The sequence below is a fragment of the Teichococcus globiformis genome (genome assembly GCF_042646265.1).
Classification (GTDB): domain Bacteria; phylum Pseudomonadota; class Alphaproteobacteria; order Acetobacterales; family Acetobacteraceae; genus Pseudoroseomonas; species Pseudoroseomonas globiformis.
Genome location: NZ_JBHRTN010000009.1, coordinates 83,349 through 103,120, shown reverse-complemented (window position 1 = coordinate 103,120; position 19,772 = coordinate 83,349). Strand labels below are relative to the sequence as shown.

General features: G+C 66.0%; 17 protein-coding genes. 7 read left to right on the top strand and 10 right to left on the bottom strand.

Annotated features, from left to right (window positions below; all coding sequences use genetic code 11):
• The first annotated feature begins 54 nt into the window (after nucleotides 1-54).
• Together ACFOD4_RS10485 and ACFOD4_RS10480 are read left to right on the top strand one after the other, a co-directional pair.
• Complete coding sequence (locus ACFOD4_RS10485; protein WP_379596220.1) at nucleotides 55-1,152, top strand: efflux RND transporter periplasmic adaptor subunit; 1,098 nt, start codon at nucleotides 55-57, stop codon at nucleotides 1,150-1,152.
• A complete protein-coding gene (locus ACFOD4_RS10480) occupies nucleotides 1,149-4,289 on the top strand; it encodes an efflux RND transporter permease subunit (RefSeq protein ID WP_379596218.1) in 3,141 nt (1,046 codons plus the stop codon). Before ACFOD4_RS10485 ends, ACFOD4_RS10480 begins: the two co-directional genes overlap by 4 nt.
• A gap of 526 nt (nucleotides 4,290-4,815) precedes the next feature.
• Here ACFOD4_RS10480 and ACFOD4_RS10475 read toward each other — a convergent pair.
• The 3 genes from ACFOD4_RS10475 to ACFOD4_RS10465 are packed head-to-tail and all read right to left on the bottom strand — an operon-like array spanning nucleotide 4,816 to nucleotide 7,366.
• On the bottom strand, nucleotides 4,816-5,535 hold the full coding sequence (locus ACFOD4_RS10475; protein ID WP_379596216.1) for an IclR family transcriptional regulator: 720 nt from the start codon (nucleotides 5,533-5,535) through the stop codon (nucleotides 4,816-4,818).
• A 9-nt stretch (nucleotides 5,536-5,544) separates the two neighbouring features.
• Complete coding sequence (locus ACFOD4_RS10470) at nucleotides 5,545-6,513, bottom strand: SMP-30/gluconolactonase/LRE family protein (RefSeq protein ID WP_379596214.1); 969 nt, start codon at nucleotides 6,511-6,513, stop codon at nucleotides 5,545-5,547.
• Between the two features lie 10 nt (nucleotides 6,514-6,523).
• Nucleotides 6,524-7,366 (bottom strand): Bug family tripartite tricarboxylate transporter substrate binding protein, encoded by an 843-nt coding sequence (locus tag ACFOD4_RS10465; protein ID WP_379596212.1) that lies wholly within the window; start codon nucleotides 7,364-7,366, stop codon nucleotides 6,524-6,526.
• Between the two features lie 275 nt (nucleotides 7,367-7,641).
• On the opposite strand from ACFOD4_RS10465, the gene ACFOD4_RS10460 reads away from it, so the two are divergent.
• The gene (locus ACFOD4_RS10460) at nucleotides 7,642-8,325 is read left to right on the top strand and encodes an RraA family protein (protein WP_379596210.1); all 684 of its coding nucleotides are present in this window, start codon (nucleotides 7,642-7,644) and stop codon (nucleotides 8,323-8,325) included.
• A 257-nt stretch (nucleotides 8,326-8,582) separates the two neighbouring features.
• Nucleotides 8,583-9,599: a hydroxyacid dehydrogenase gene (locus ACFOD4_RS10455; RefSeq protein WP_379596209.1), complete on the top strand. Its 1,017-nt coding sequence runs from the start codon at nucleotides 8,583-8,585 to the stop codon at nucleotides 9,597-9,599.
• A 474-nt stretch (nucleotides 9,600-10,073) separates the two neighbouring features.
• Here ACFOD4_RS10455 and ACFOD4_RS10450 read toward each other — a convergent pair whose 3' ends face one another.
• The 5 genes from ACFOD4_RS10450 to ACFOD4_RS10430 all read right to left on the bottom strand — a co-directional run bounded on the left by ACFOD4_RS10450 (nucleotide 10,074) and on the right by ACFOD4_RS10430 (nucleotide 14,648).
• Entirely contained in the window at nucleotides 10,074-11,078 is a 1,005-nt protein-coding gene (locus tag ACFOD4_RS10450) for a Bug family tripartite tricarboxylate transporter substrate binding protein (protein WP_379596208.1), read from the bottom strand.
• Entirely contained in the window at nucleotides 11,078-11,953 is an 876-nt protein-coding gene (locus ACFOD4_RS10445; protein ID WP_379596206.1) for an alpha/beta fold hydrolase, read from the bottom strand. The genes ACFOD4_RS10450 and ACFOD4_RS10445 overlap by 1 nt, the downstream gene beginning before the upstream one ends.
• 445 nt (nucleotides 11,954-12,398) lie before the next feature.
• Complete coding sequence (locus ACFOD4_RS10440; protein WP_379596204.1) at nucleotides 12,399-13,097, bottom strand: hypothetical protein; 699 nt, start codon at nucleotides 13,095-13,097, stop codon at nucleotides 12,399-12,401.
• Between the two features lie 25 nt (nucleotides 13,098-13,122).
• On the bottom strand, nucleotides 13,123-14,139 hold the full coding sequence (locus tag ACFOD4_RS10435; protein ID WP_379596203.1) for a Bug family tripartite tricarboxylate transporter substrate binding protein: 1,017 nt from the start codon (nucleotides 14,137-14,139) through the stop codon (nucleotides 13,123-13,125).
• A gap of 74 nt (nucleotides 14,140-14,213) precedes the next feature.
• Entirely contained in the window at nucleotides 14,214-14,648 is a 435-nt protein-coding gene (locus ACFOD4_RS10430) for a type II 3-dehydroquinate dehydratase (RefSeq protein ID WP_379596202.1), read from the bottom strand.
• 200 nt (nucleotides 14,649-14,848) lie between these two features.
• Between ACFOD4_RS10430 and ACFOD4_RS10425 the strand changes: the two genes are divergently transcribed.
• Nucleotides 14,849-15,601, top strand: coding sequence for a GntR family transcriptional regulator (locus tag ACFOD4_RS10425; RefSeq protein ID WP_379596201.1), 753 nt, complete (start codon nucleotides 14,849-14,851; stop codon nucleotides 15,599-15,601).
• A gap of 189 nt (nucleotides 15,602-15,790) precedes the next feature.
• Here the strand turns inward: ACFOD4_RS10425 and ACFOD4_RS10420 are convergent, their stop codons facing one another.
• Nucleotides 15,791-16,855, bottom strand: a complete 1,065-nt coding sequence (locus tag ACFOD4_RS10420) for an SDR family oxidoreductase (RefSeq protein ID WP_379596199.1) — start codon at nucleotides 16,853-16,855, stop codon at nucleotides 15,791-15,793.
• A gap of 99 nt (nucleotides 16,856-16,954) precedes the next feature.
• Here ACFOD4_RS10420 and ACFOD4_RS10415 point away from each other — a divergent pair, with 99 nt between their 5' ends.
• A complete protein-coding gene (locus ACFOD4_RS10415) occupies nucleotides 16,955-17,359 on the top strand; it encodes a winged helix-turn-helix transcriptional regulator (protein WP_379596198.1) in 405 nt (134 codons plus the stop codon).
• Between the two features lie 396 nt (nucleotides 17,360-17,755).
• Here ACFOD4_RS10415 and ACFOD4_RS10410 read toward each other — a convergent pair whose 3' ends face one another.
• Entirely contained in the window at nucleotides 17,756-18,655 is a 900-nt protein-coding gene (locus ACFOD4_RS10410) for a LysR family transcriptional regulator (protein ID WP_379596196.1), read from the bottom strand.
• A gap of 141 nt (nucleotides 18,656-18,796) precedes the next feature.
• Between ACFOD4_RS10410 and ACFOD4_RS10405 the strand changes: the two genes are divergently transcribed.
• The gene (locus tag ACFOD4_RS10405) at nucleotides 18,797-19,747 is read left to right on the top strand and encodes an MBL fold metallo-hydrolase (RefSeq protein WP_379596195.1); all 951 of its coding nucleotides are present in this window, start codon (nucleotides 18,797-18,799) and stop codon (nucleotides 19,745-19,747) included.
• Nucleotides 19,748-19,772 lie beyond the last annotated feature (25 nt).

Sequence of the window (19,772 nt, the reverse complement as noted above, 5' to 3'; positions counted from 1 at the left end):
GGCTGACGTAGCAAGCGCTCTGACGATTTAGCCGCCACAAATCCGGTGAACTCCATGCGACGCCCTCATTCGTTGTTCCTGCTCATGCTGCTTGCCGCCTGTGGCGAGGCGGCGCCTCCTGAAGCAGTCGCGCCTCCTACCAAGGTCGGCGTCGTCGAGGCGCGACTGCTCCCGACCCCGGTCACCTTCGAGTATGGAGGCCGCGTCACCGCCGTGCGCCAGACCGAGGTACGCGCCCGGGTAGGCGGCATTCTGCTGGAGCGTGCCTACACCGAGGGCGCCGAGGTCAAGGAAGGCGACGTGCTGTTCCGCATCGACCCGGCCACCTACCAGGCGGCGGCCGACCTTGTGCAGGCGCAGGTGCAGGAGGCTGAGGCGGCAGTGCAGCGCGCCCGCCGCGATCAGCGCCGCACGGCAGAACTGTTGCGTGCCGACGTAGGCAGCCGCAAGGACCGCGACAACGCCGTTTCCGCCCTGGCTCAGGCCGAGGCCGTTCTGGCCGCCGCGCGTGCACGGCTGATCAGCGCGGGACTGGAATTGGGCTACACCACCGTCACCGCGCCGGTGTCTGGCGTTACCAGCCTGGAGGCGGTGCCTGAAGGCAGTCTGGTCAGCGTGGGCGGCGAGAACGCGCTGATGACACGCATCACGCAGATGGATCCAGTCTACGTCACCTTTGCCTTCAACGGCCCAGACCTTGCAACGCTTTCCGCAAGTGGCATGCAGGGCCTGCCGGTGCAGGTTCTCCAGACCACCGGCGAGGGGCCATGGGGCAAGGTGAGCTTCACCGAGGCGACCATGGATCCGACAACCGGCACCGTGCGTGGCCGTGCCATCTTCGCCAATGCCGGCAGGCGCCTGATCCCTGGACAGTTCGTCCGCATCCGCGTCTCCGGACAGGTGCGTGACGTCATCCGCGTACCGCAGGCAGCGGTGCAGCAGGACGTCCAGGGGCCGTTCGCTTATGTGGTCGGCCTCGACAGCAAGGCAGAGCGACGTGCCATCAAGCCTGGCCGCCTAGCAGGACCTGATTGGGTCATCGAGGATGGTCTGCGGCCCGGTGACCGCGTCATTGCCGAGGGCGTGGTGAAGATCGCCGAGGGTACGTCGGTGGAGGTGTCGGCGACGCAGGCCGCGGAGGTCCGGCCGTGAACGCGCGCTTCTTCATCGAGCGCCCGGTGCTGGCCGGGGTGCTCTCCATCGTCATCGTACTGGCCGGGCTGGTCGCCATGCGCGTGCTGCCCGTGGCGCAGTACCCGCAAATCGTACCGCCGCAGGTTGTGGTGCAGACGACTTACTCTGGCGCCGACGCCGACACCGTGGCGCAAACCGTCGCCGCACCGCTGGAGCGGGCGATCAACGGCGTCGAGGGGTTGATCTACATGCAATCCGTCAACACCGACGGCGGCATGACGCTGAACGCCAGCTTCCAGATCGGCACCGACCCGGACCAGGCGACCATCAACGTCAGCAACCGCGTGCAGGGCGTGCTGGCCACCTTGCCGAGCGAGGTGCAGCGGGTCGGGGTCACCGTCAACAAGCAGTCCACGGCTTTCTTGGCCGTCGTGTCGCTGAGCGCGACGGATGAGCGGTTCGACGAGATCTTCCTCAGCAACTACGCGCTCAGGAACGTCATCGACGAAATCAAGCGAATCCCCGGCGTGGGCAATGCCGCGCTGTTCGGACAGAAGGAGTACGCCATGCGGATCTGGCTGCAGCCGGAGAAGCTGGCGCAGTTCTCGCTGGCGGCCTCCGACGTCGCGGCCGCCATTCGCGAGCAGAACCAGCAATTCGCCGCGGGCAAGCTCAACGAGGCGCCCGGCTCCGGCGGAGCCTACACCTACGCCATGACGGCGCAAGGCCGCTTGCCGAATGCGGAAGCCTTCGGCGACATCATCCTCCAGGCGCGTCAGGACGGCTCCACCCTGCGGCTACGCGACGTGGCGCGGGTTGAGCTCGGAGCCCAGCAGTACGATTTTCAAGGCAACCTGGATGGCAAGGCCACGGCGCCCTTCGGCATCTACCTCCAGCCCGGCGCCAACGCGCTGCAGACTATGGCCGCGGTGAACGCGCGCATGGACCAACTGGCCGCCGCCATGCCGCAGGGCGTGGAATACACGGTGCCTTACAACACCACGACCTTCGTGCAGGTCTCCATCGAGCAGGTGATCCACACCTTCATCGAGGCCGTTATTCTGGTTGTCGTGGTGGTCTTCCTGTTCCTGCAAAGCTGGCGGGCCACCCTGATCCCGCTGATCGCCATCCCTGTCTCCATTCTCGGCACCTTCGCCGGCATGTACGCGCTGGGCTTCTCCATCAACATGGTGACCCTGTTCGGCATGATCCTGGCCATCGGCATCGTGGTCGACGACGCCATCGTGGTGGTGGAGAATGTCGAGCGGCTGATGGCCGATGAGCACCTCCCGCCCAAGAAGGCCGCCATCAAGGCTATGCAGGAGGTGACGGCGCCGGTCATCGCCATCGTGCTGGTGCTCTGCGCCGTCTTCGTTCCTGTGGGCTTCCTCGGAGGGCTGTCCGGCGAGCTTTACAAGCAGTTCGCCATCACCATCTCGATCTCGGTCATTCTTTCCGGCATCGTGGCGCTGACGTTGACGCCCGCGCTCTGTGCGGTGATGCTCAAGCCGGGCCATGGCCAGCCTATGCTGCCCTTCCGCCTGTTCAACCGCGGCTTCGGCTGGCTGACGCGGCGCTACACGACGGGCGTCCGCTTCTTCCTGCGCCGAGGCATGCTGGGCCTGCTGTCATTCGCCATGGTTTGCGGACTGACAGTGTTGCTCTTCCGAACCGTTCCCGGCGGCCTGATCCCGGAGGAGGACCAGGGCAACCTCTTCGTAGTCTGGAACATGCCTCCTGCCACGGCGCTGGAGGTCACCGCAGCCGCCGACCGGGACATCGTGAACATCCTCCGCGCCGACCCGAACGTCCGCTCGGTCATGTCCTTCTCCGGCTTCAACCTTCTCTCGAACGCAGCCAGCAGCAGCGCGGGCGCGGCCTTCATCGAGCTCAGTGACTGGTCGGAGAGGCCTGGCCAGAATCAGGACGCGCGCGTGCTGGCGGGGACACTGACCGGAGCGCTGTCCGAGGTCCGCAACGCCTTCGCCTTCGCCATCAACCCACCCGCTATCGAGGGGCTGGGCACCGTGGGTGGATTCGAGATGAAGATCATCAACACGGGCGGCGCACGCGGCGACACCATGCCCGCCGCCGTGCAGGGTCTGCTGGCGGCGGCGGGCCAGCGGCCCGAACTCGCCGGCCTCAGCACCACTTACCAGGCGAACGTGCCGCGCTACCGGCTCGATATTGACCGCGACGCCGCCAAAGCGCGGGGCGTGACGCTCACCGCCCTGTTCGAGACGGTGCAGAGCACCTTCAGCAGCCTCTACGTCAACGATTTCTCACTGCTCGGCCGCAACTATCGCGTCAACCTGCAGTCCGACGGGGAGTATCGCCGCGAGCCGGATGACCTCAGCCGTGTCTTCGTGCGAGCCGCGAACGGCGAGATGGTGCCCGCCAGCACCATGCTGTTGCTAACGCGGGTGATCGGCAGCGACCTGGCGGAGCGCTTCAACGGCTACCCGGCCGCGACCATCAACGGCGGTGCCGCGCCCGGCTACTCCTCCGGCCAAGCGCTGCGGGCCATGCAGGAAGTGGCGGCCGCCAGCCTGCCGCAAGGGTTCGATATCGCCTGGAGCGGCGCCGCCTACCAGGAGCTGGCAGGGGGCCATGCCGCCGCGCTGGCGCTGGGCTTCGGTGTGATCATGGTGTTCCTGATCCTCGCGGCGCAGTACGGCCGCTGGACCCTGCCGGTCGCCGTGCTGCTGGCCGTGCCCTTCGGCCTGTTCGGCGCGCTGCTGGCGGTCTGGCTGCGCGGGTTGAACAACGACGTCTACTTCCAGGTTGGACTCATTACCCTGGTGGGCCTCGCGGCCAAGAATGCCATCCTGATCGTGGAGTTCGCGGTGCTCCAACGGCAGGCGGGGAAGTCACCCTTCGAGGCCGCGCTGGAGGCGGCTCGCCTGCGCTTCCGGCCCATCATTATGACCTCGCTCGCCTTTATTCTGGGCTGCGTTCCGCTGGCCGTCAGCACCGGCGCGGGATCGGGCAGCCGCGTTTCCATCGGCACCGCCGTGGTAGGCGGCATGCTGGCAGCGACCTTTCTTGCCGTGTTCCTGATCCCGCTTTTCTACAAGTGGTTCGCCGGCAATGCCGAGGTGGAAGCCGAGATGGCCGACCAAGGTCCCTCGGCAGCGCCTGGGAAGGTGATCTGACTTCGACCTATCGTCGCAGCCTCAGCCCCGGCGTGGCCCTCGTGCTGCTCGCGGGCTGTCGGACCCGGCGTCCAGTGCCCGGCCGCGCCCTCCTCCTTCGGGTGCGGCGGCAGCGCGCAGCGCTCCGCACCGGGTTCGCCTGTAAAAACCGACTGGTGGCGGGCGTTTGACTCGGCCGAACTGGACGCGGCGATCGGTGAGATGCTGACACGCGACGCCGATTTCGGAGCCGCCCCGCTGTCGCCGAAGCATCGCATCCGCTGGGTGCTCTGCGGCCTCGCCGCCCCCTGCCTCCCACTGGCTGCCCCGACGCCGGGTCGAACTGTTCTGGATCGCTGGCGCCTGGTGGGCTTCAGGTCACGCGCTCTGCTGCGGTTCGGTGAGGAAGACACCATCGGAAGAGGACTTCCACGGCTCGCCATCGCCTCTGACATCGCAGCATGGGCGTCGGAGCAGAAGATGGACGAATGGCAGTCACCGCGAAGTCGGTGTTGAGGAGACGTTGGGGTGCCCTCTTCGGGATCGGCTAACGAGGCCCTTGAGGCCTACCGCCGAGCGAACGTGTCAGGTCGGCGGCCACACGCAGCAGAATATCGGCGGCATCCTGTGCGGCTTTCCGATCGAAGCGGGTTACCGGACCTGTCAGGCAAAGCGCTCCCGCAAAGCTCTCGCCGGGACCAAAGACCGGGGTTGCCATGCCTGCAATGTGAGGATCGCTGGCTCCGCCCGTGTAGAGGGGAAGCTGGGTTGCGGCCGCTGCGGCGGACAAGGGAATGGTCTCGAAAAATCGGAGGACCTGGGCGATGGCAGAGTCATCCATGGGCCGCATGTCACCCTGCCGGACATGCAGGCGCAGCGGATGCGGAGAGTCGACGCGGTAGAGGCAGAGGCGCTGCTGCCCGCTGCGGACGTAGAAAGAGGCGCTCTCACCCGTTGCCGCTACCAGCTTCTCGAGCGCCGGCATGACATGCGCCTCGACCCGGAAGGATTGCTGATACACTGAGCCGAGCCTGAACAGCTCGGCGCCAAGCCGGTACGAGCCGTCGGGCAGGCGGATGAGGTAGCCGTGCTCCTCCATCGAGATGGCCAGACGCATGATCGTGGTCTTCACAAGACCCGTTCGGGCTGTGAGCTCAGCAAGGGACACGGCGTCGTCGCCCTTGCGGAAGGCGGAAAGCAGGGTCAGGGCACGGCCCGCAGAGGCGACGCCCTCCAGGGATGCCTTGGGACGGGTCAGGGTGGTCATGCAGCACCGTTACGGCCCAGGCGGGCCGCCAGCAAGTCGGCCGATGAGGTGCCCCTTACCCGGCATGGGAGTAGAGAGGCTGTCCTGGTGCGGCAGGACGATCCGCAGGATCGACCCGGTTTCGGACTCCGTGACGAAGAGGGTAAGCCCCCCTGCGCCACCAAAGGCCAGGTTGGTGGTGGACCATCCGGCGCAGGATGCGATGCGCGCTAGGGGTTCCGCCCGAGGCGACAGGCGCCAGACCGTGCTAAAGCCCGTATGGGCGACCAGCAGGCAGCCTTCGGCGTCCAATGCCAAGCCATCGGGGCCGCTCGGTCCGCCATGAAGGTGACAGAAGATGCTGGCCTTGGTCACGCTGCCATCGCTGTGCAGCGGCAGGCGCCAGATCTGGTTGGCCCGCGTCACCGCGACAAGCAGGAAGGATCCATCCGGCGCCACCACGATGCCGTTGGGGCTTGGCACCGTGTCAATCAGGCAGTCCAGCCGGTCGTCCGTGCCGAGGCGGTACACGCGGCCGGACGGGTCCTGCAGGCCCGTCTGGCCTTGGTCCGTGAAGTAGAGCTCGCCCCTTGGGCCGAAAACCAGATCGTTGACGCCCTTGAAGCTCTCGGACCGTACGGTGTCGAGGAACGGCGTGACTCTGCCGCTGCTTGGATCCAGCAGCATGATCCCGTGCTTGTAGTCTGTGATGAAGATCCGCCCGTCCCGGTGGATCTTCAGCCCGTTCGGCCAGCCGTCGTATTGGGCGACCTGCTCCCATTCTCCTTCCGGCGAGATGCGGAAGATCCGGCCGAAGGGGATGTCGGTGACGTAGAGCCTGCCCTGCCGGTCGAAGGACGGACCTTCCAGGAAACTGTCAACGGGACGTCCAGCGCGGTTGGCATCGCTCCAGGCCGTGCGCCGGGCCTGCCGGAAGCGATCGGGCAAGCGGGTGAAGACCTCGGTCTCCAGACGAGGGGGCGGGGCAAAGAAGCTCATGGGCCGTTCCTCACTGCTTCTCGACGCCGCCCGCGGCGGCGACCTTGCGCCAGCGCGCCGTTTCCTCCTGGATCAGCCGGCTGAACTCGGCGGGGGCGATCCCCCCCGGTTCCGAGCCCAACTCGGCGATGAAGGCTTTCATGTCCGGCGCAGCCAGGGCGCGGGTGGCTTCCTGGTGCAGGCGCTGGACGACGGCGTCTGGCGTAACTTTCGGCGCAGCCAGGCCGGACCAGTTGATGACGCTGTAGTCCGGCAATCCTGCCTCGGCGAAGGTCGGCAGGTCAGGCAGCGCCGCGACGCGGTGCGCTCCGCTGATAGCCAGTGGCCGCAACTGGCCGCCGCGGATGTTGCCCAGCGCCGACCCGGGCGAGATCATCACCAGGTCCACGTTGCCTGAGAGGACACCGATTACCGCCTCGCCCGCGCCCCAGAAGGGGACATGGTAGAGCTTTACGCCCGCCGCACGCTCGAATGCGAGCATCGCGAGATGCGGCGTGCTGCCTGTTCCGCCGGTTCCGTAGGTCAGCTTCTCCGGCTCCTTCTTCGCCGCCGCGATCAGAGAAGCGAGGTCGGGGTAGGGCGACCTCTCGCTCACCGCCAGCAGGATTGGGGAGAAGGCCGTGACCGTCACGGGACGGAAGGCAGCCCCGTAGTCGAAGGGCAGGCGGCTGAAAAGGTAGGGCAGCATGGCGTAGGTGTTGTCCATGGCGAGCAGCGTGTAGCCGTCCCCCGTCGCGCGGGCCGCCTCGGCGGCGCCAATGGTGCCGGTGGCGCCCGATTTGTTCTCGACCACAAAGGCCTGGTCCATCTGCTCCGACAACTTCTGTGACAGACGCCGCGCCAGTGTGTCCACCGCTACGCCGGGCGCCTAGGGCACAACCACTCGCACTGCGCGCGAAGGGTAGCTGTCCTGCGCGAAGGCCGGGCGCGCCAGCGTCAGCCCGGCCAGTACCCAGCAGGGCGCGGCGGGAAAGCGAATAGGTGTAAGTGCCTGACACTTGCTTTTCCTCTCCTGAACCATGTATTTCGAAACGGCGTTGCATTTTTCGATGTGTTCTGACATCGGGAATGCGGCGCTGTCAATCAAAGCGGCGCACCAACAGCGCCCGTTCCGGAAGGAAGACGGCCTTGGCCAATGGTTTTCGTGTTTTCCGGCGCAGCCGACAGGTGGAGCCCAGGGTGGTCGAGCAGTTCCGCACCCTGCCTGTTGCAAACGTGAGCGATGTCATGGCGCGCATGACGGCGGGCGGCGCCCGTTTGCGCCCGATGCAGGCGCCCGGCGGCACCGTGATGAGCGGCGCGGCGCTGACCGTGAAGACCCGTCCCGGCGACAACCTGATGATCCACAAGGCCATCGCGTTGGCCGAGCCCGGCGACGTGATCGTGGTCGATGCAGGCGGGGACCTTACAAACGCGCTGATCGGAGAGTTGATGCTTGCGCAGATGTCGAAGCGCAAGCTCGGCGGCATCGTCATCAATGGCGCGATCCGCGACAGTGCCGCCATTCGTGCGCAGAACTTCCCCGTCTTCGCGGCGGGCGTGACGCACCGCGGCCCCTACAAGGACGGCCCCGGCGAGATCAACGTTCCTGTCGCCATCGACGGCATGGTGATCGCGCCGGGCGACCTCGTTCTCGGCGATGACGATGGCCTGCTTTGCGTACCCTTCGATGAGGTGGAAGTGATTCATGCTGCGGCCAGCGCGAAGCATGCGGCGGAGGAGAAACAAGCCGCTAACATTGAGGCCGGGACGCATGACGCCTCCTGGGTGGACGCCTCTTTGCGGCGTCTAGGCTGCGAAGGCCTCGATTAGCTAGCCGCCACGAAGTCACGCCTGCGTCCAGGAAGACAAAGCCCGGCCAGACAACAAAGGAATGGACTGATGCCGCGACGGCTTCACCTGCCGCGGAACGCCAGGCGCTGCCTCTTCACTCGCTCGCTGGGGGGGGGGTTCCGTCCCATGATGCTGGGGGTGGAGACCTCGCTGAAGACGCTCTGGGGGCGTCACCCACGGAATGACTGAACCGCTTACCAGCAACACTCATTCCAACTGCCCTGGAAGATCGTCCCATGCCCATTGCCACAACACGGCCCAACGTCCTTGTTTCCGCAGCCAGACTGGCTCCGGAAGCCGTCGCTATGCTGGAGGAAGCTGGTTACGCCGTGCATTGCACGACCGGCTACCCGAGCGAAGAGGAACTCCTCGCTGCCATCGGCATGTTGCACCCCGTGGCGATTCTGCACCGCCAGGGCATCATCAACGGCACCGTCATGGACGCCGCGGCCCCGGAACTGCGCCTCGTCGCACGGCATGGGGCCGGCATTGACGGCATCGACATCCCCGCGGCCAAGACGCGCGGCTTGACCGTAACGCGGGCCGCCGGGGCGAATGCCCGCTCCGTGGCTGAGCACGCCATGGCGCTCATGCTGTTCATGCTGAAGGATATGCCGTCCGTGGTCAGCGGCATGCGGGAAGGCCTGTGGGAGAAGACCTCCCGCATGACGCGCGACATTCACGGCATGACGCTGGGCCTCGTCGGCTATGGCGCCATCGGTTCCAAGGTGGCGCGTTACGCCGACGCCTTCGGCATGCGCGTCCTGGCCTATGACCCCTACCTGCGCGGCGACACCCTGCCCGGTCCTGGCGAGCGCTTCGCGTTGCTGCCAGACCTGCTGCGACGCGCCGAGGTGCTGTCGCTGCACTGCCCTCTGGAGGCTGAAACCCGCGGCCTCATCGGCGCGGCCGAGCTGGCCATGCTGCCCAGGGGCGCCATCCTGGTGCACACGGCCCGTGGCGGCATCGTGGACCAGGAGGCACTGCTGACCGCGCTGGATTCCGGCCAAGTCAGCTGGGCGGGGGTGGATGTCTTCGCCAAGGAACCGTTGGAGGCGGACAGCCGCTTCCGCACTCACCCCCGCGTGGTGCCGACGCCGCATCTGGCCGCCAACACACCGCGCGGCGCGACCGGCATGGCCTGCGGAGCGGCGGAAAGCATCATCGCGGTACTGGCGGGCCGCCTGCCGAGGCTGGAAGGCGCGGTCGTGGTGCCCGGCGGGCTGTCGGCGCACCGGCTGCCCACTCCCTGACACGGAGAAGGAGCAGGCCATGATCCTGGGGATGCCCAAGGCATCAGCACCGGAAGCCTCCGGGCCCGCCCTCTTGGCGGCCCTGCAGGCTGCCGGGTTCACGGACAGGCCTGGCCGGCGATGCGACACGTCCTGGCCTCACGCGCTGACGGTGCGGCGACACTCAGCCGAGACGAACATGGCGCCAGGACCGAGCAGGCTCCAGGCTGGATCAGGCCAAGGCATCAGCAAAGCGTGCCGAGCACGCCCTGCCTCCCGGATGCGAGGAACCGGTGAGACTGGATCTCGCAACCATGCTCAGGCTTGTGACCCGGATAGGTGCAGCATTCGAGTGAATGTCTTGGAGAGAGGTCAGGCCCAGGCAGGATCGGAAGTTCACGAGGTGCGGTAGTCCTGCATGATGAGTAGAGGCAGGTTCCGCTGAACCGCCGGTACTGGCGGTTGCCGGACGACCGGCCGTGCCGGAGGCACCGTTTAATCCAACCTTGCACCCGAGATGCGGACAAGCTCCGCCTTCGCTGCGAAGTCCGCCGCCACCATCCGTGCCGACTGCTCTGGGGTGGCTGCCTGAACGGTGTAGCCATTCGGAATCAGGTGCCGGTCCCGGATCATCGGTTCCTCCAACGCCGCGGCCACATCCCCCTGGATGCGTGACAGCAGCGCCTCGGGTGTGCCCTTCGGGGCGAAAAGCCCGAACCATGTGCGAGGGTCGATCTCAGGGTATCCTGCCTCGGCCAGGGTTGGCACCTCCGGAAGTTGCGGCAGGCGCGTATGACGGCCGACGGCGAGTGCCCGCAGCGCGCCCGTCGTCAGGAACTCGCGCGCCGAGGCCACGCCGGCCAAGGTGCCCTGCACCTCGCCTGTCACCGTCGCCAGCACGGCCGGCGTCAGGCCGCGATACACCACCTGCGCGATCTCCAATCCCTCGCGTGCCTTCAGCGCCTCGAAGAGGAGGTGGGGCTGGCTGCCGGGGCCGTAGGAGCCGTAGTTCAGCGCCCCTGGCCGCGCCCGCGCTGCCACAGCCAGCCCTGCCATGTCGTGTGCCGGTACCGAAGGATGGATCAGCACCATCTGGTGCACATCCAGCAGGTAGGACACCGCCACCAAATCCTTCATGGGGTCGAAGGGCAGCTGCGCGTGAAGGTGCGGATTGGCCGTGATCGAGGCATCCGAGGTCATCAGCAGCACGGACCCGTCCGGTACCGCCTTCGCCACAGCATCCGTGCCGGGGATGGTCGCTCCGCCCGGCCGGTTCTCCACAGTGACCGTCTGCCCCCAACGCGGTGTCAGCCTCTCCGCCAACACCCTTGCCAGGGTGTCCAGGCCACCACCTGGCGGATAGGGCACCACAATCCTTACCGGCTTCAAAGGCCAAGCCGTCTGTGCGCGGGCGGGCGATGCCAGGAACGGCAATGCCAGGGTGGCGCGTCGCGTAAGCGCCAGGGCAGGGCCCTTTGCAGTTTCGGGGTCGCGCCGCATCAGAACAGATGCCTTTCCAGCACTGCCAGCGTGGCCGCCGGCGCTTCCAGTTCCGGCAAGTGTCCCACGCCCTCTTGCACGACCATGGTGGCGCCGGGGATAGCGCCGGCCAGAATGCGGCTGACCTCGGGGGGATTGACCCGGTCCTCGCTGCCCACCAGGATCAGGCTCGGCGATGTGATCCGAGGGGCGAAGTCGATCGTGTCCGCCGTGTCGCTCGCGCGGGCTGCGTGCAGCATTCCCTTGGCGTGGGTCGCGGCCAATGTTTTCCGCACCCATTCCGCCACGATCTCCGATGTACCGGAGGCGACGAGGTTCTGCCATCGCTCGCGTGCCAGAGCCATGCCGCCCGCCGCCATGCTGGCCTGTCGCATCGCCAGCATCCGGGCGCGCTCCGCCTGCGGTTTCCAGCGCTGTCCCCGGGACGTGCCGATCAGCGCCAGTCGCCCCACACGCTCGGAATGCTCCGCCGCCGCCACCATGGCCACCAGCGATCCAAAGGAGGAACCGACAAGGTGCGTGCGTGCGATGCCCAGCCTATCCAGCATCGCCACGAGCACCCGCGCGTAGTCCGTCGCGACGGGGGCGTCGGCCGCGAAGTCGGCGGAAAGCCAGTAGCCTGGCGCGTTCCAGGCGATCACGCGCGCCCGGCTGGCCAGTGCGGGCAGGACAAAGCGCCATCCTGTACTATTGGCACCGATCCCATGCAGAAGCACCACGGTCTCAGGCCCTTCACCTGCTTCCATGAAGGAAATCCGGCCATGCTCCAGGCCAAGCGTGGCTGCGTTCAGCTCGACAAACCCTGTCTCCGGCAACGCCGGTGCCGTGCTGCCGTCCGGATGGTGCGACATCGTCTGGAAGCGATCCACCAACATCAAGCTCCTCTCGCCGGCCTTGGAAGGATCCTGCCGCTGTACTCATGAAGCTGCCAGAAGTGGGTCTGCCCGCAAAGGGCCTGCTCAAGGCACTTGGCAGAACCTGCGGATCTGATTCAGGCGGATGAGGTTATAGGCAAGCCTCGTGCGGGCTGGGGATGTCAGCGCGGCATCTGCCCAGAGGTCGACCGTGAAGCCGCGACACCGCAAGTCAGATCCCTTGCCGAGAGGCGCTGGCCATGGAACCCGGCAAGGCTCGGCCGTAGGCGCCAGACCGCTTCTAGAAGGCGGCCAGGCCCGAGCCGACGCAGGAAGCGCCTGAACCAAGCCGTGTCAAATGCGGCGGATGACACTCGCCGATGGCGTCAGGAATGGCCTCGTGGCGCTTGCGTCCCGAACTGCGGAGAGGGGGTGCCGAAGCAGTTGGGGCTGCGTCCTGAGCACATCATGATAGGCGAGGGAGACAGGTGTCCGACATTGAAGCATGCGGTTCTTCCGCCCGCAGTTCCACCTGCCGAAGCGAGAATGCCGAAGCGTAGAGGGCAGGGTTCTCATTGTCGGCGCCGAGGCGGGCGAGAGACCGCCGATGTCGTGACATGACGTGACGAAGTGCGGCATCATCCGTTGCCTCGATCAGAAGGAGAGCGGGGAAGCTCGCATCGCCGCCACGCAGGGCCTTCTCGTTGGTCGGCACCCCGGAGCCCTCCTGGTCAACTTCTAGCAGGCGGATGGCGCAGACCCGGTCCTCGGCCCCCAGCTTCTCCAGCAAAGGTTCGGCGTCGCCAAATGCTTTCCCGAGGCGGAGTGGCAGCAGGTGAGCGCCGCAGCCAGAGCCGCGGACGGTTCGCACCAATCCTCCGCCACGGGCAAAGTTCCGCAGCATCGGCATGATACGTTGCGACCAGGGCGTTGGAGCGTTTAACCGGGCCAGGTAGTCTGGGCTGGTGAGCACCGAAGGTGCCGCTAGGTCGTAGAGGATCAGATAGCGGCAGACTTCTGGCAGGTTCGCGCGGAACACGCGCACCGCCTCGAAGCCGGGGATGCCTACCCGCTCTGCCGTGTGCTCGCGTGTCAGCCAGTGCAGATAATCTGTTTCCTGCGCATGTGTCACGTCACTCCAGATGGCAAGCATCGCCGCGCTCATGATGCGTTCCTCCTGTCCCGATCACCTATTCCATCTTGATGTTGCGGCGACGGATCAAGTCGCCCCAACGCCGCGCCTCTTCCGCCTGGTAGGGCGGGAAAGCCTCCGACGTACCCGCGTAGATGTCGATGGAGGCAACGTCGAGGCGTGCCTTCACCTCGGGCATCATCAGGATCTCACGGGCTGCGGTGGAGAGCTGCCGTACAATCTCCGGCGGTGTGCCGGCGGGTGCGAAGAAGCCGAAATCATTGGTGGCGCGGTAGCCCGCCAGTCCACATTCGGCGAGCGTCGGCACTTGCGGGATTTGCGGACTGCGTCCGACACTGGTTACGGCAAGCGCGCGCAACACGCCGGACTGGATGTGGGGAATGGCCGTCACGGTATCGATGAATCCTAGGCTTGCCTCCTGCCCGATCACCGCCTGCACCTGGAGCCCTCCGGAGCGATACGCAACATGCAGCATCTCCGCGCCGGACATGTCCAGCATCAGCTCGGGCGCAAGATGCGCGATCGTACCCGCACCGGCCGACGCGTAGGTGAGCTTGCCCGGCTGCGCTTTGGCGGCCGCAATCAAGTCGGCATACGTCTTGATGGCACTGGATGAGTGCACGCAGACGAACATTGCGTTGCCTGCCAGCAAACTGATCGGAGCAAAGCCCTTGTCGCTGTCATAGGGCAGCTTGTCGAACAGGAATGGTGCCAAGGCGAAGGTACCGGTTGGCGAGACGCCAAGGGTGTAGCCGTCCGGGCGTGCGCGAGCCACCGCACCATGGCCAAGCGTCCCACTGCCGCCTGCGCGATTCTCCACAACGAAATTGCCGCTCAGCCTGTTTGAAAGATGCTGCGCGAGCAGGCGCGCCACGAAGTCGGTCGAGCCACCCGGCGCGAACGGCACGATGACCGTGACTACCCGGTCCGGATAGCTCTGACCCTGGGCTTGGGCGACGTCGCTGCCGATGATTGGCAGGGTGCCGATCCCGGCCAGACCTGTCAGCAGTGTGCGTCGGTGCAGAAGCACCGCCTCATTTGCATCCTCTTGCATCGCGTTCTCCCCGATTGATGCTTGTTGTTCTTGATGTGGCTGGAGTGCAGTGCGGACCCGTCTTGGAGAGATTCTCAGCCGAGAAGGTCTTGCATGGAGCGGATGGCGGTCGCGTAGCCACGGGACCCCAGCCCGGCGATGACGGCCGTAGCCACGGTCGACACAAGCGAGCGATGGTAGATCGCTTCCCGCCGGTGAATGTTCGAGATGTGCAGCTCGATGATGGGGCGGCCGAACATCTTCAGCGCGTCGAGTACCGGGATGGACGTGAAGGTCAGCCCGGCGGGGTTGATGACGATCCCCGCGGCATCGCCATCCGTTGCCTCGTGGATCCAGTCCACCAGCTGACCTTCCCAGTTGGTTTGTCGGAAGAAGACGGTGTCAGCGCCCGCGACCTCGTGGCAAAGCGCCTCCACCTCCGCCAGCGTGGTGTGTCCATAGATCTCCGGCTCGCGCTTCCCGAGGCGGTTCAGATTAGGGCCGTTCAGGACGTGGATAATGCGGCTCACCGGGGCTTGGCCCCGGCTCGGCTCGAAGGATGCACGATGTCGGTTCCCCTCTGTCCGGCCTCATCTCGACCTAGGAACGAAGCCGAGTCAACGGCTATACGCAAAATCATCTGACGATCGCGCATTCACATGATGTTTGACCGCGGTTCTCGCACATGGAACGCTATGCACCTGCAAGCGACCCCTGCTCCGGAGACACCATGGACGACAGTTCGGTCGGCGAAGCCGCCTATCGCCGTATCCGTTCGGACATCATCTTTGGCCGTCTGGCACCAGGGCAGCGGCTCGGCCTGGACCGGATGCGCGAAACTTATGGCGCCAGCATCAGCACCTTGCGGGAATTGCTGAGTCGCTTGGCTTCGGAGGATCTGGTGATGGCGGAAGGTCAGCGCGGCTTCGAGGTGGCCGCCGTCTCGGCTGCGGAACTGCAGGAGGTCGCCGCGCTGCGCTTGTTACTGGAAACGCACGCGCTGGAACAATCCTTCGCGGCTGGCGGTCTGGATTGGGAAGGCGGCGTCGTGTCGGCGCACCATAAGCTCGCCGCGCTGGAGCGAAACCTGCTGGCAGGCAAGCCCGCCGACGCTGCCCTCTGGAAGCGCTACGATTGGGAGTTCCATCACGCCCTGATCGACGCCTGCGGGTCCAGTACCCTGCTGAAAGCGCACACCGCGGCCTATGACCGCTACCTACGGTACCAGATGGTTGCCGTGGTGTTCCGAGGGGAGGTGGCCGCCGACGAGCACCGTAATCTGCTTGATGCCGCACTGGCTCGTGACGCTCCTACGGCTTGCGAGCTCCTGCGCCGCCACATCGACGGCTGTGTGGCCCAGGTGCTGGAGACAGGGGGTCTGGATGCCTTCACAGCGGGATCGTCTTCCCCCATCAGGGCCAGCGCCGGGCCACGTCCTGCGGCCAATGGGGCGGGCCGCCGCCGGCCGGCAAGTTCAGCCTGAAGGAACTGCGGCGATCTGGCTGCCCGCTGGATACAGGACGCCCGGCATTAGTTCCGCTGCCTTCTGGCTCATCGTGAAGGTCAGGGACACCTATAGGACAGCTTGCCCGACTGACGCTTCGCGGCAATCGCCAATCGAGTTTAGCTTCCGCTGGCGGTAGCCGGGATCACGCCGATGCGCCAACACGGATCAGGGAATGATCCGGGCCTGCCGCAGCCTGTCGAACAGGTCGAAGAAAGCGGCATCCGTCGCTTGATAGTCAAGGAACCCCAACCTGCGGCTCTTGCTCATATCGGTGACAACCTCGATCGGGCGGCCCAGGTCGGCATCTGTGTGCCAGGCCGAAGCCAAGCAGCCCAGATCAGGCTCGGCGAGACGGTGCCGTTCGGCGATTTGGCGCCAAACCGGAACCGCGTCCGCCAATTGCTGCTCAAGGGGGATGCCCTCGCCAGGAAAGGGAGCGGACGGCAGGCCGAACCAGTCAGCAATACGGCTCCACATCCAGTTCCATCGGAAGACATCACCGTTCACCACATTGAAGGCCTGGTCCCGCGCGGCTTCGGTGGTCGCGGCCCATTCCAGGTGGCGCGCCAGCAGCCGTGCATCGGTCATATCCGTCAGCCCGTTCCACTGCGCGGCAGAGCCTGGGAAGAGGAAGGGGCGGCCAGTCTCACGGCAAAGCGTGGCATAGGTGGCCAGGGTGACCCCCATGTTCATGGCATTGCCAAGTGCATAGCCGATGATGGTGTGCGGCCGGTGCACGCTCCAGCCGAAGCCGTCCTGTGCGGCGGCCGCGAAGACCTCATCCTCCTGGGCGTAGTAGAAGTTCTCAATGTCGAGACGCGGCTGCTCCTCCCGGAAGGGCGTCGCGGGCAGGCTGCCTTTTCCGTAGCTCTCGAATGGTCCGAGATAGTGCTTCAGCCCGGTAACAAGCGCGACATGCCGGACGCTACGGCCGGGCCGCAGCGCACCCAACAAGTTGCGGACCATGGCGGCATTCACCCGAATGTTCTCCGCCTCCGTTGCCTGCCGCATCCAGGTGGTGATGAAGACATGGGATGGGCGGTGCTCGGCAAGCGCGGCCTGGAGCCCCGCAGGGTCGAGCAGGTCCGCCGCGACGGGGCGCAGCCCCTCGATATCGCCCGGCGGGCGCCGGGCGAGGCCGCTTACCTCCCAGCCATGGCCGATCAGGTGTCGGGCCAGGTTGTTACCTACGATGCCGCTTACCCCTGCGATCAGTGCTGAACCCACCATTCCGAGCCTCCTGTCCGTCTCAGGAGAGAGTTAGGCAGCCCGGGCGGGTGGGGCTAGAAGGCACCTTTGAGGGACATAGTCACCTTGAGGTGCCCATAGATGCGAGAGCCGGACCTTGCCATCCACGAGGAAGACTGCGCCCCACGGCGGGTGCTGGAGCTATTCAGCAGCAAGTGGACGAGCATGGTGTTGCACGCGCTGCACGCCTTGCATGCCGGTTGCTGCCGCACCGGGGAACTGCAACGCAGCATTCCCGGCATCAGCAAGAAGATGCTGACCCAGACGCTTCGCGAGATGGAGCGGGACGGGCTGCTGTCACGGCGCGTGTTCGACGTCGTGCCGCCGCGAGTGGAGTACAGCCTAACGGCGCTCGGCCGCGAGTTCATCGAGCCGATCGAGATGCTCTACAATTGGGGGCGAACCCATGCCGATGCGCTGGACCGACTGGGGCAGCGGCCCCGATCGAGACGGCGGCGGTCTTCCGCGACTGCAGGCCATCAATAGGACGGCGATGGCTCAGGATCCGTCCGGTGGCAATATCCCGCGCCGGGCAGACGGCTGATGCACGGTGCCGGCCGCTGCGGGCATTTAGGCTCTCATCAAGCCTCCTGGTCGGCAAAACCGCAGTGTAGTGGATCGATTGGAGGAGCATCGCGACATCTCCTCGAAGTTGCCCGAGGCGCCCGGATTACTGAATCAGAAAGGCTGAAGGCAGGAGGTCAGGCAAGGAAATGCTTCATGCTTGCCGAGGAAAGCAGCGGCCCTGAGTGTTGCAGATTGCGGACAAAAGGAGGCATCCGAAGACCCCGACCGGCTGGATAAGAGGGGCATTGAAACCGTTAGTTTCGTTACCGCACCACCTCCCAAACCTTGTGGTCCAGACCATCAACGATGTGTTTGCTAGAGTTCGGCCATCCGAGTCCGCAGGCGCGGCACACTCCAGTCCAGGAAGCTGCGGACCTTCAGCGGCAGGAGTTCAGCGGCCGGATAAACGAGGTTTACCGGCATCGGTTCGGGTGTGAACTCCACCAGGAGCGCCTGAAGCTGTCCGCTCCGGAGCTCGTCTGCGACCTGGTAGGACAGCACGCGGATGATCCCGAAATCGGCCGCGGCCGCCCTGATCGCCGCCTCTGTCGTGTTCACCGCAAGCCTGGGGGATGGCTCGACCGCCAGGGCGGCATTGTCGCGGCGGTAACGCCATTCCGGAGATGCGGAGAAGCCCTGGAAGCTGATGCCGTCATGCTGCGCCAGATCCTTGGGCATTCGTGGTACGCCTCGTCGCGCGAGATAGCCCGGCGAGGCGCAGATGACCCGCTGCACGGTTCCCACACGCGTGGCAACGAGGCTGCTGTCCTCGAGGTGTCCGATGCGCAGGGCAAGGTCGACATGCTCGTCCACCAGGCTGATCTGTCGGTCCATCAGCCCCAGCCGCAACGTGATCTCCGGCTGCTCTGCGAGGAAGCCCAGCGCGACGGGCAGGAGGTGCCGCTGGCCGAACATGGTCGGCGCTGTCATGTGCAATTCGCCGCGGGGTGTCTTGTACTCGCCAGCAGCATCTCGCTCCGCTTCCTGCAGCTGATCCAGGATGCGCCTGGCCGAGGCGGCGTAAGCCCGCCCGGCATCCGTTAGCTCTGCCCGGCGGCTGGTGCGGACCAGCAGCTGGGTTCCGAGGTGCCGTTCCAGATCGGCCACCTTTCGGCTGACCGTCGCGAGCGGCGTTCGCAGGCGCCGCGAGGCAGCCGAGAGGGTGCCCTCTTCAACCACCGCCAAGAGCACCTGCATCGCTTCGAACCGGTCCATCCAGCCTCTCAGAAATCGGGAGGTATGCTTCCGAAATCACGGGATACCAGTTCAATAGCGAGAGGAATACTTCTTCGATCAGACAGAGGGCCCCTGCCGCAGAGCCGCTTCGGCCCCAGGCATGCTCGAAAGGAGGACACCATGATTGATCTGTCCCGCCGCGCCCTCGCGCTCGGCGCCCTCGGCGCCGGCGCCTTGTCGTTCCTCACTTCAAACACGAGTGCGGCGTCAGTGGCCAGCTCTGCTCCGCCATTGGCACAGGTCAAGATTGGCCGCTTCACGGTTACCGCCCTTCCGGATGGCTATGCGGACATGCCCTACAGCTTCTTCCCGGGCCGCAGCGTCGAGCAGGTCGAACAAGCCGCGCAGGCCCAGTTCATGGCGCGGCCCAGCGGGGTCCGCTTCTTGTTCAACCAGTACCTGATCGAGGATGGCGACCGCCGCATCCTGGTCGATGCCGGCCCTGCCGGAACGCTCGGCCAATCGGGGATGCTGCCGCAGGCACTCGCCGCCCTCGGCCTCCGCCGTGACCAGATCGATGCGGTCATCGTCACCCACATGCACCAGGACCATATCGGCGGGCTGGTGACGGATGGCCGGAACAACTTCCCGAACGCCGAACTCTATATCGACCGGCGCGACGTCGGCCACTGGACCGACGCGGCCAAACAGGGCGCCGCCCCGGACTATCTCCAGCCCAGCTTCCGGCTTTCCCGGGAGGTGGTGCGCCTTTATCCGCGGTTGCAGGCGATCGACGGCCAGCGCCAGATCAGCCGCGGCGTGTCGGTCGTGGACCTCACCGGCCACACACCCGGGCATATCGGGGTGCGGATCGAGGATGCCGGGCAAAGCCTTATCATGGTGTCCGACATGCTGTTCCCGGTGGTGCATCCGTCTGCGATCGACGCGAACTTCCTGCTCGAGCAGGACCACGCGGCGGCGCAGGCGATGCGGGCCAGGTTCTTCCCGCGCGCCGCGGAGCAAGGTGCCCTGATCGCCGCGACCCACATGCCCTTTCCGGGACTGGGCCGCATCGTGTCCGACCGGGGAAGTCTCCGCTGGCAGCCGGCCGACTGGGCCTTCCAGGTGTGACATGGTGCCGGGTGCCTGTCATCGC

Coding starts and splice junctions, on each gene's coding strand:
- ACFOD4_RS10470 (WP_379596214.1), bottom strand. CDS start 6,513: ATGAGCTTCTTTGCCCCGCCCCCTCGTCTGGAGACCGAGGTCTTCACC.
- ACFOD4_RS10450 (WP_379596208.1), bottom strand. CDS start 11,078: ATGCGGCGCGACCCCGAAACTGCAAAGGGCCCTGCCCTGGCGCTTACG.
- ACFOD4_RS10440 (WP_379596204.1), bottom strand. CDS start 13,097: ATGAGCGCGGCGATGCTTGCCATCTGGAGTGACGTGACACATGCGCAG.
- ACFOD4_RS10425 (WP_379596201.1), top strand. CDS start 14,849: ATGGACGACAGTTCGGTCGGCGAAGCCGCCTATCGCCGTATCCGTTCG.
- ACFOD4_RS10485 (WP_379596220.1), top strand. CDS start 55: ATGCGACGCCCTCATTCGTTGTTCCTGCTCATGCTGCTTGCCGCCTGT.
- ACFOD4_RS10455 (WP_379596209.1), top strand. CDS start 8,583: ATGCCCATTGCCACAACACGGCCCAACGTCCTTGTTTCCGCAGCCAGA.
- ACFOD4_RS10475 (WP_379596216.1), bottom strand. CDS start 5,535: ATGACCACCCTGACCCGTCCCAAGGCATCCCTGGAGGGCGTCGCCTCT.
- ACFOD4_RS10435 (WP_379596203.1), bottom strand. CDS start 14,139: ATGCAAGAGGATGCAAATGAGGCGGTGCTTCTGCACCGACGCACACTG.
- ACFOD4_RS10445 (WP_379596206.1), bottom strand. CDS start 11,953: ATGTTGGTGGATCGCTTCCAGACGATGTCGCACCATCCGGACGGCAGC.
- ACFOD4_RS10405 (WP_379596195.1), top strand. CDS start 18,797: ATGATTGATCTGTCCCGCCGCGCCCTCGCGCTCGGCGCCCTCGGCGCC.
- ACFOD4_RS10410 (WP_379596196.1), bottom strand. CDS start 18,655: ATGGACCGGTTCGAAGCGATGCAGGTGCTCTTGGCGGTGGTTGAAGAG.
- ACFOD4_RS10415 (WP_379596198.1), top strand. CDS start 16,955: ATGCGAGAGCCGGACCTTGCCATCCACGAGGAAGACTGCGCCCCACGG.
- ACFOD4_RS10420 (WP_379596199.1), bottom strand. CDS start 16,855: ATGGTGGGTTCAGCACTGATCGCAGGGGTAAGCGGCATCGTAGGTAAC.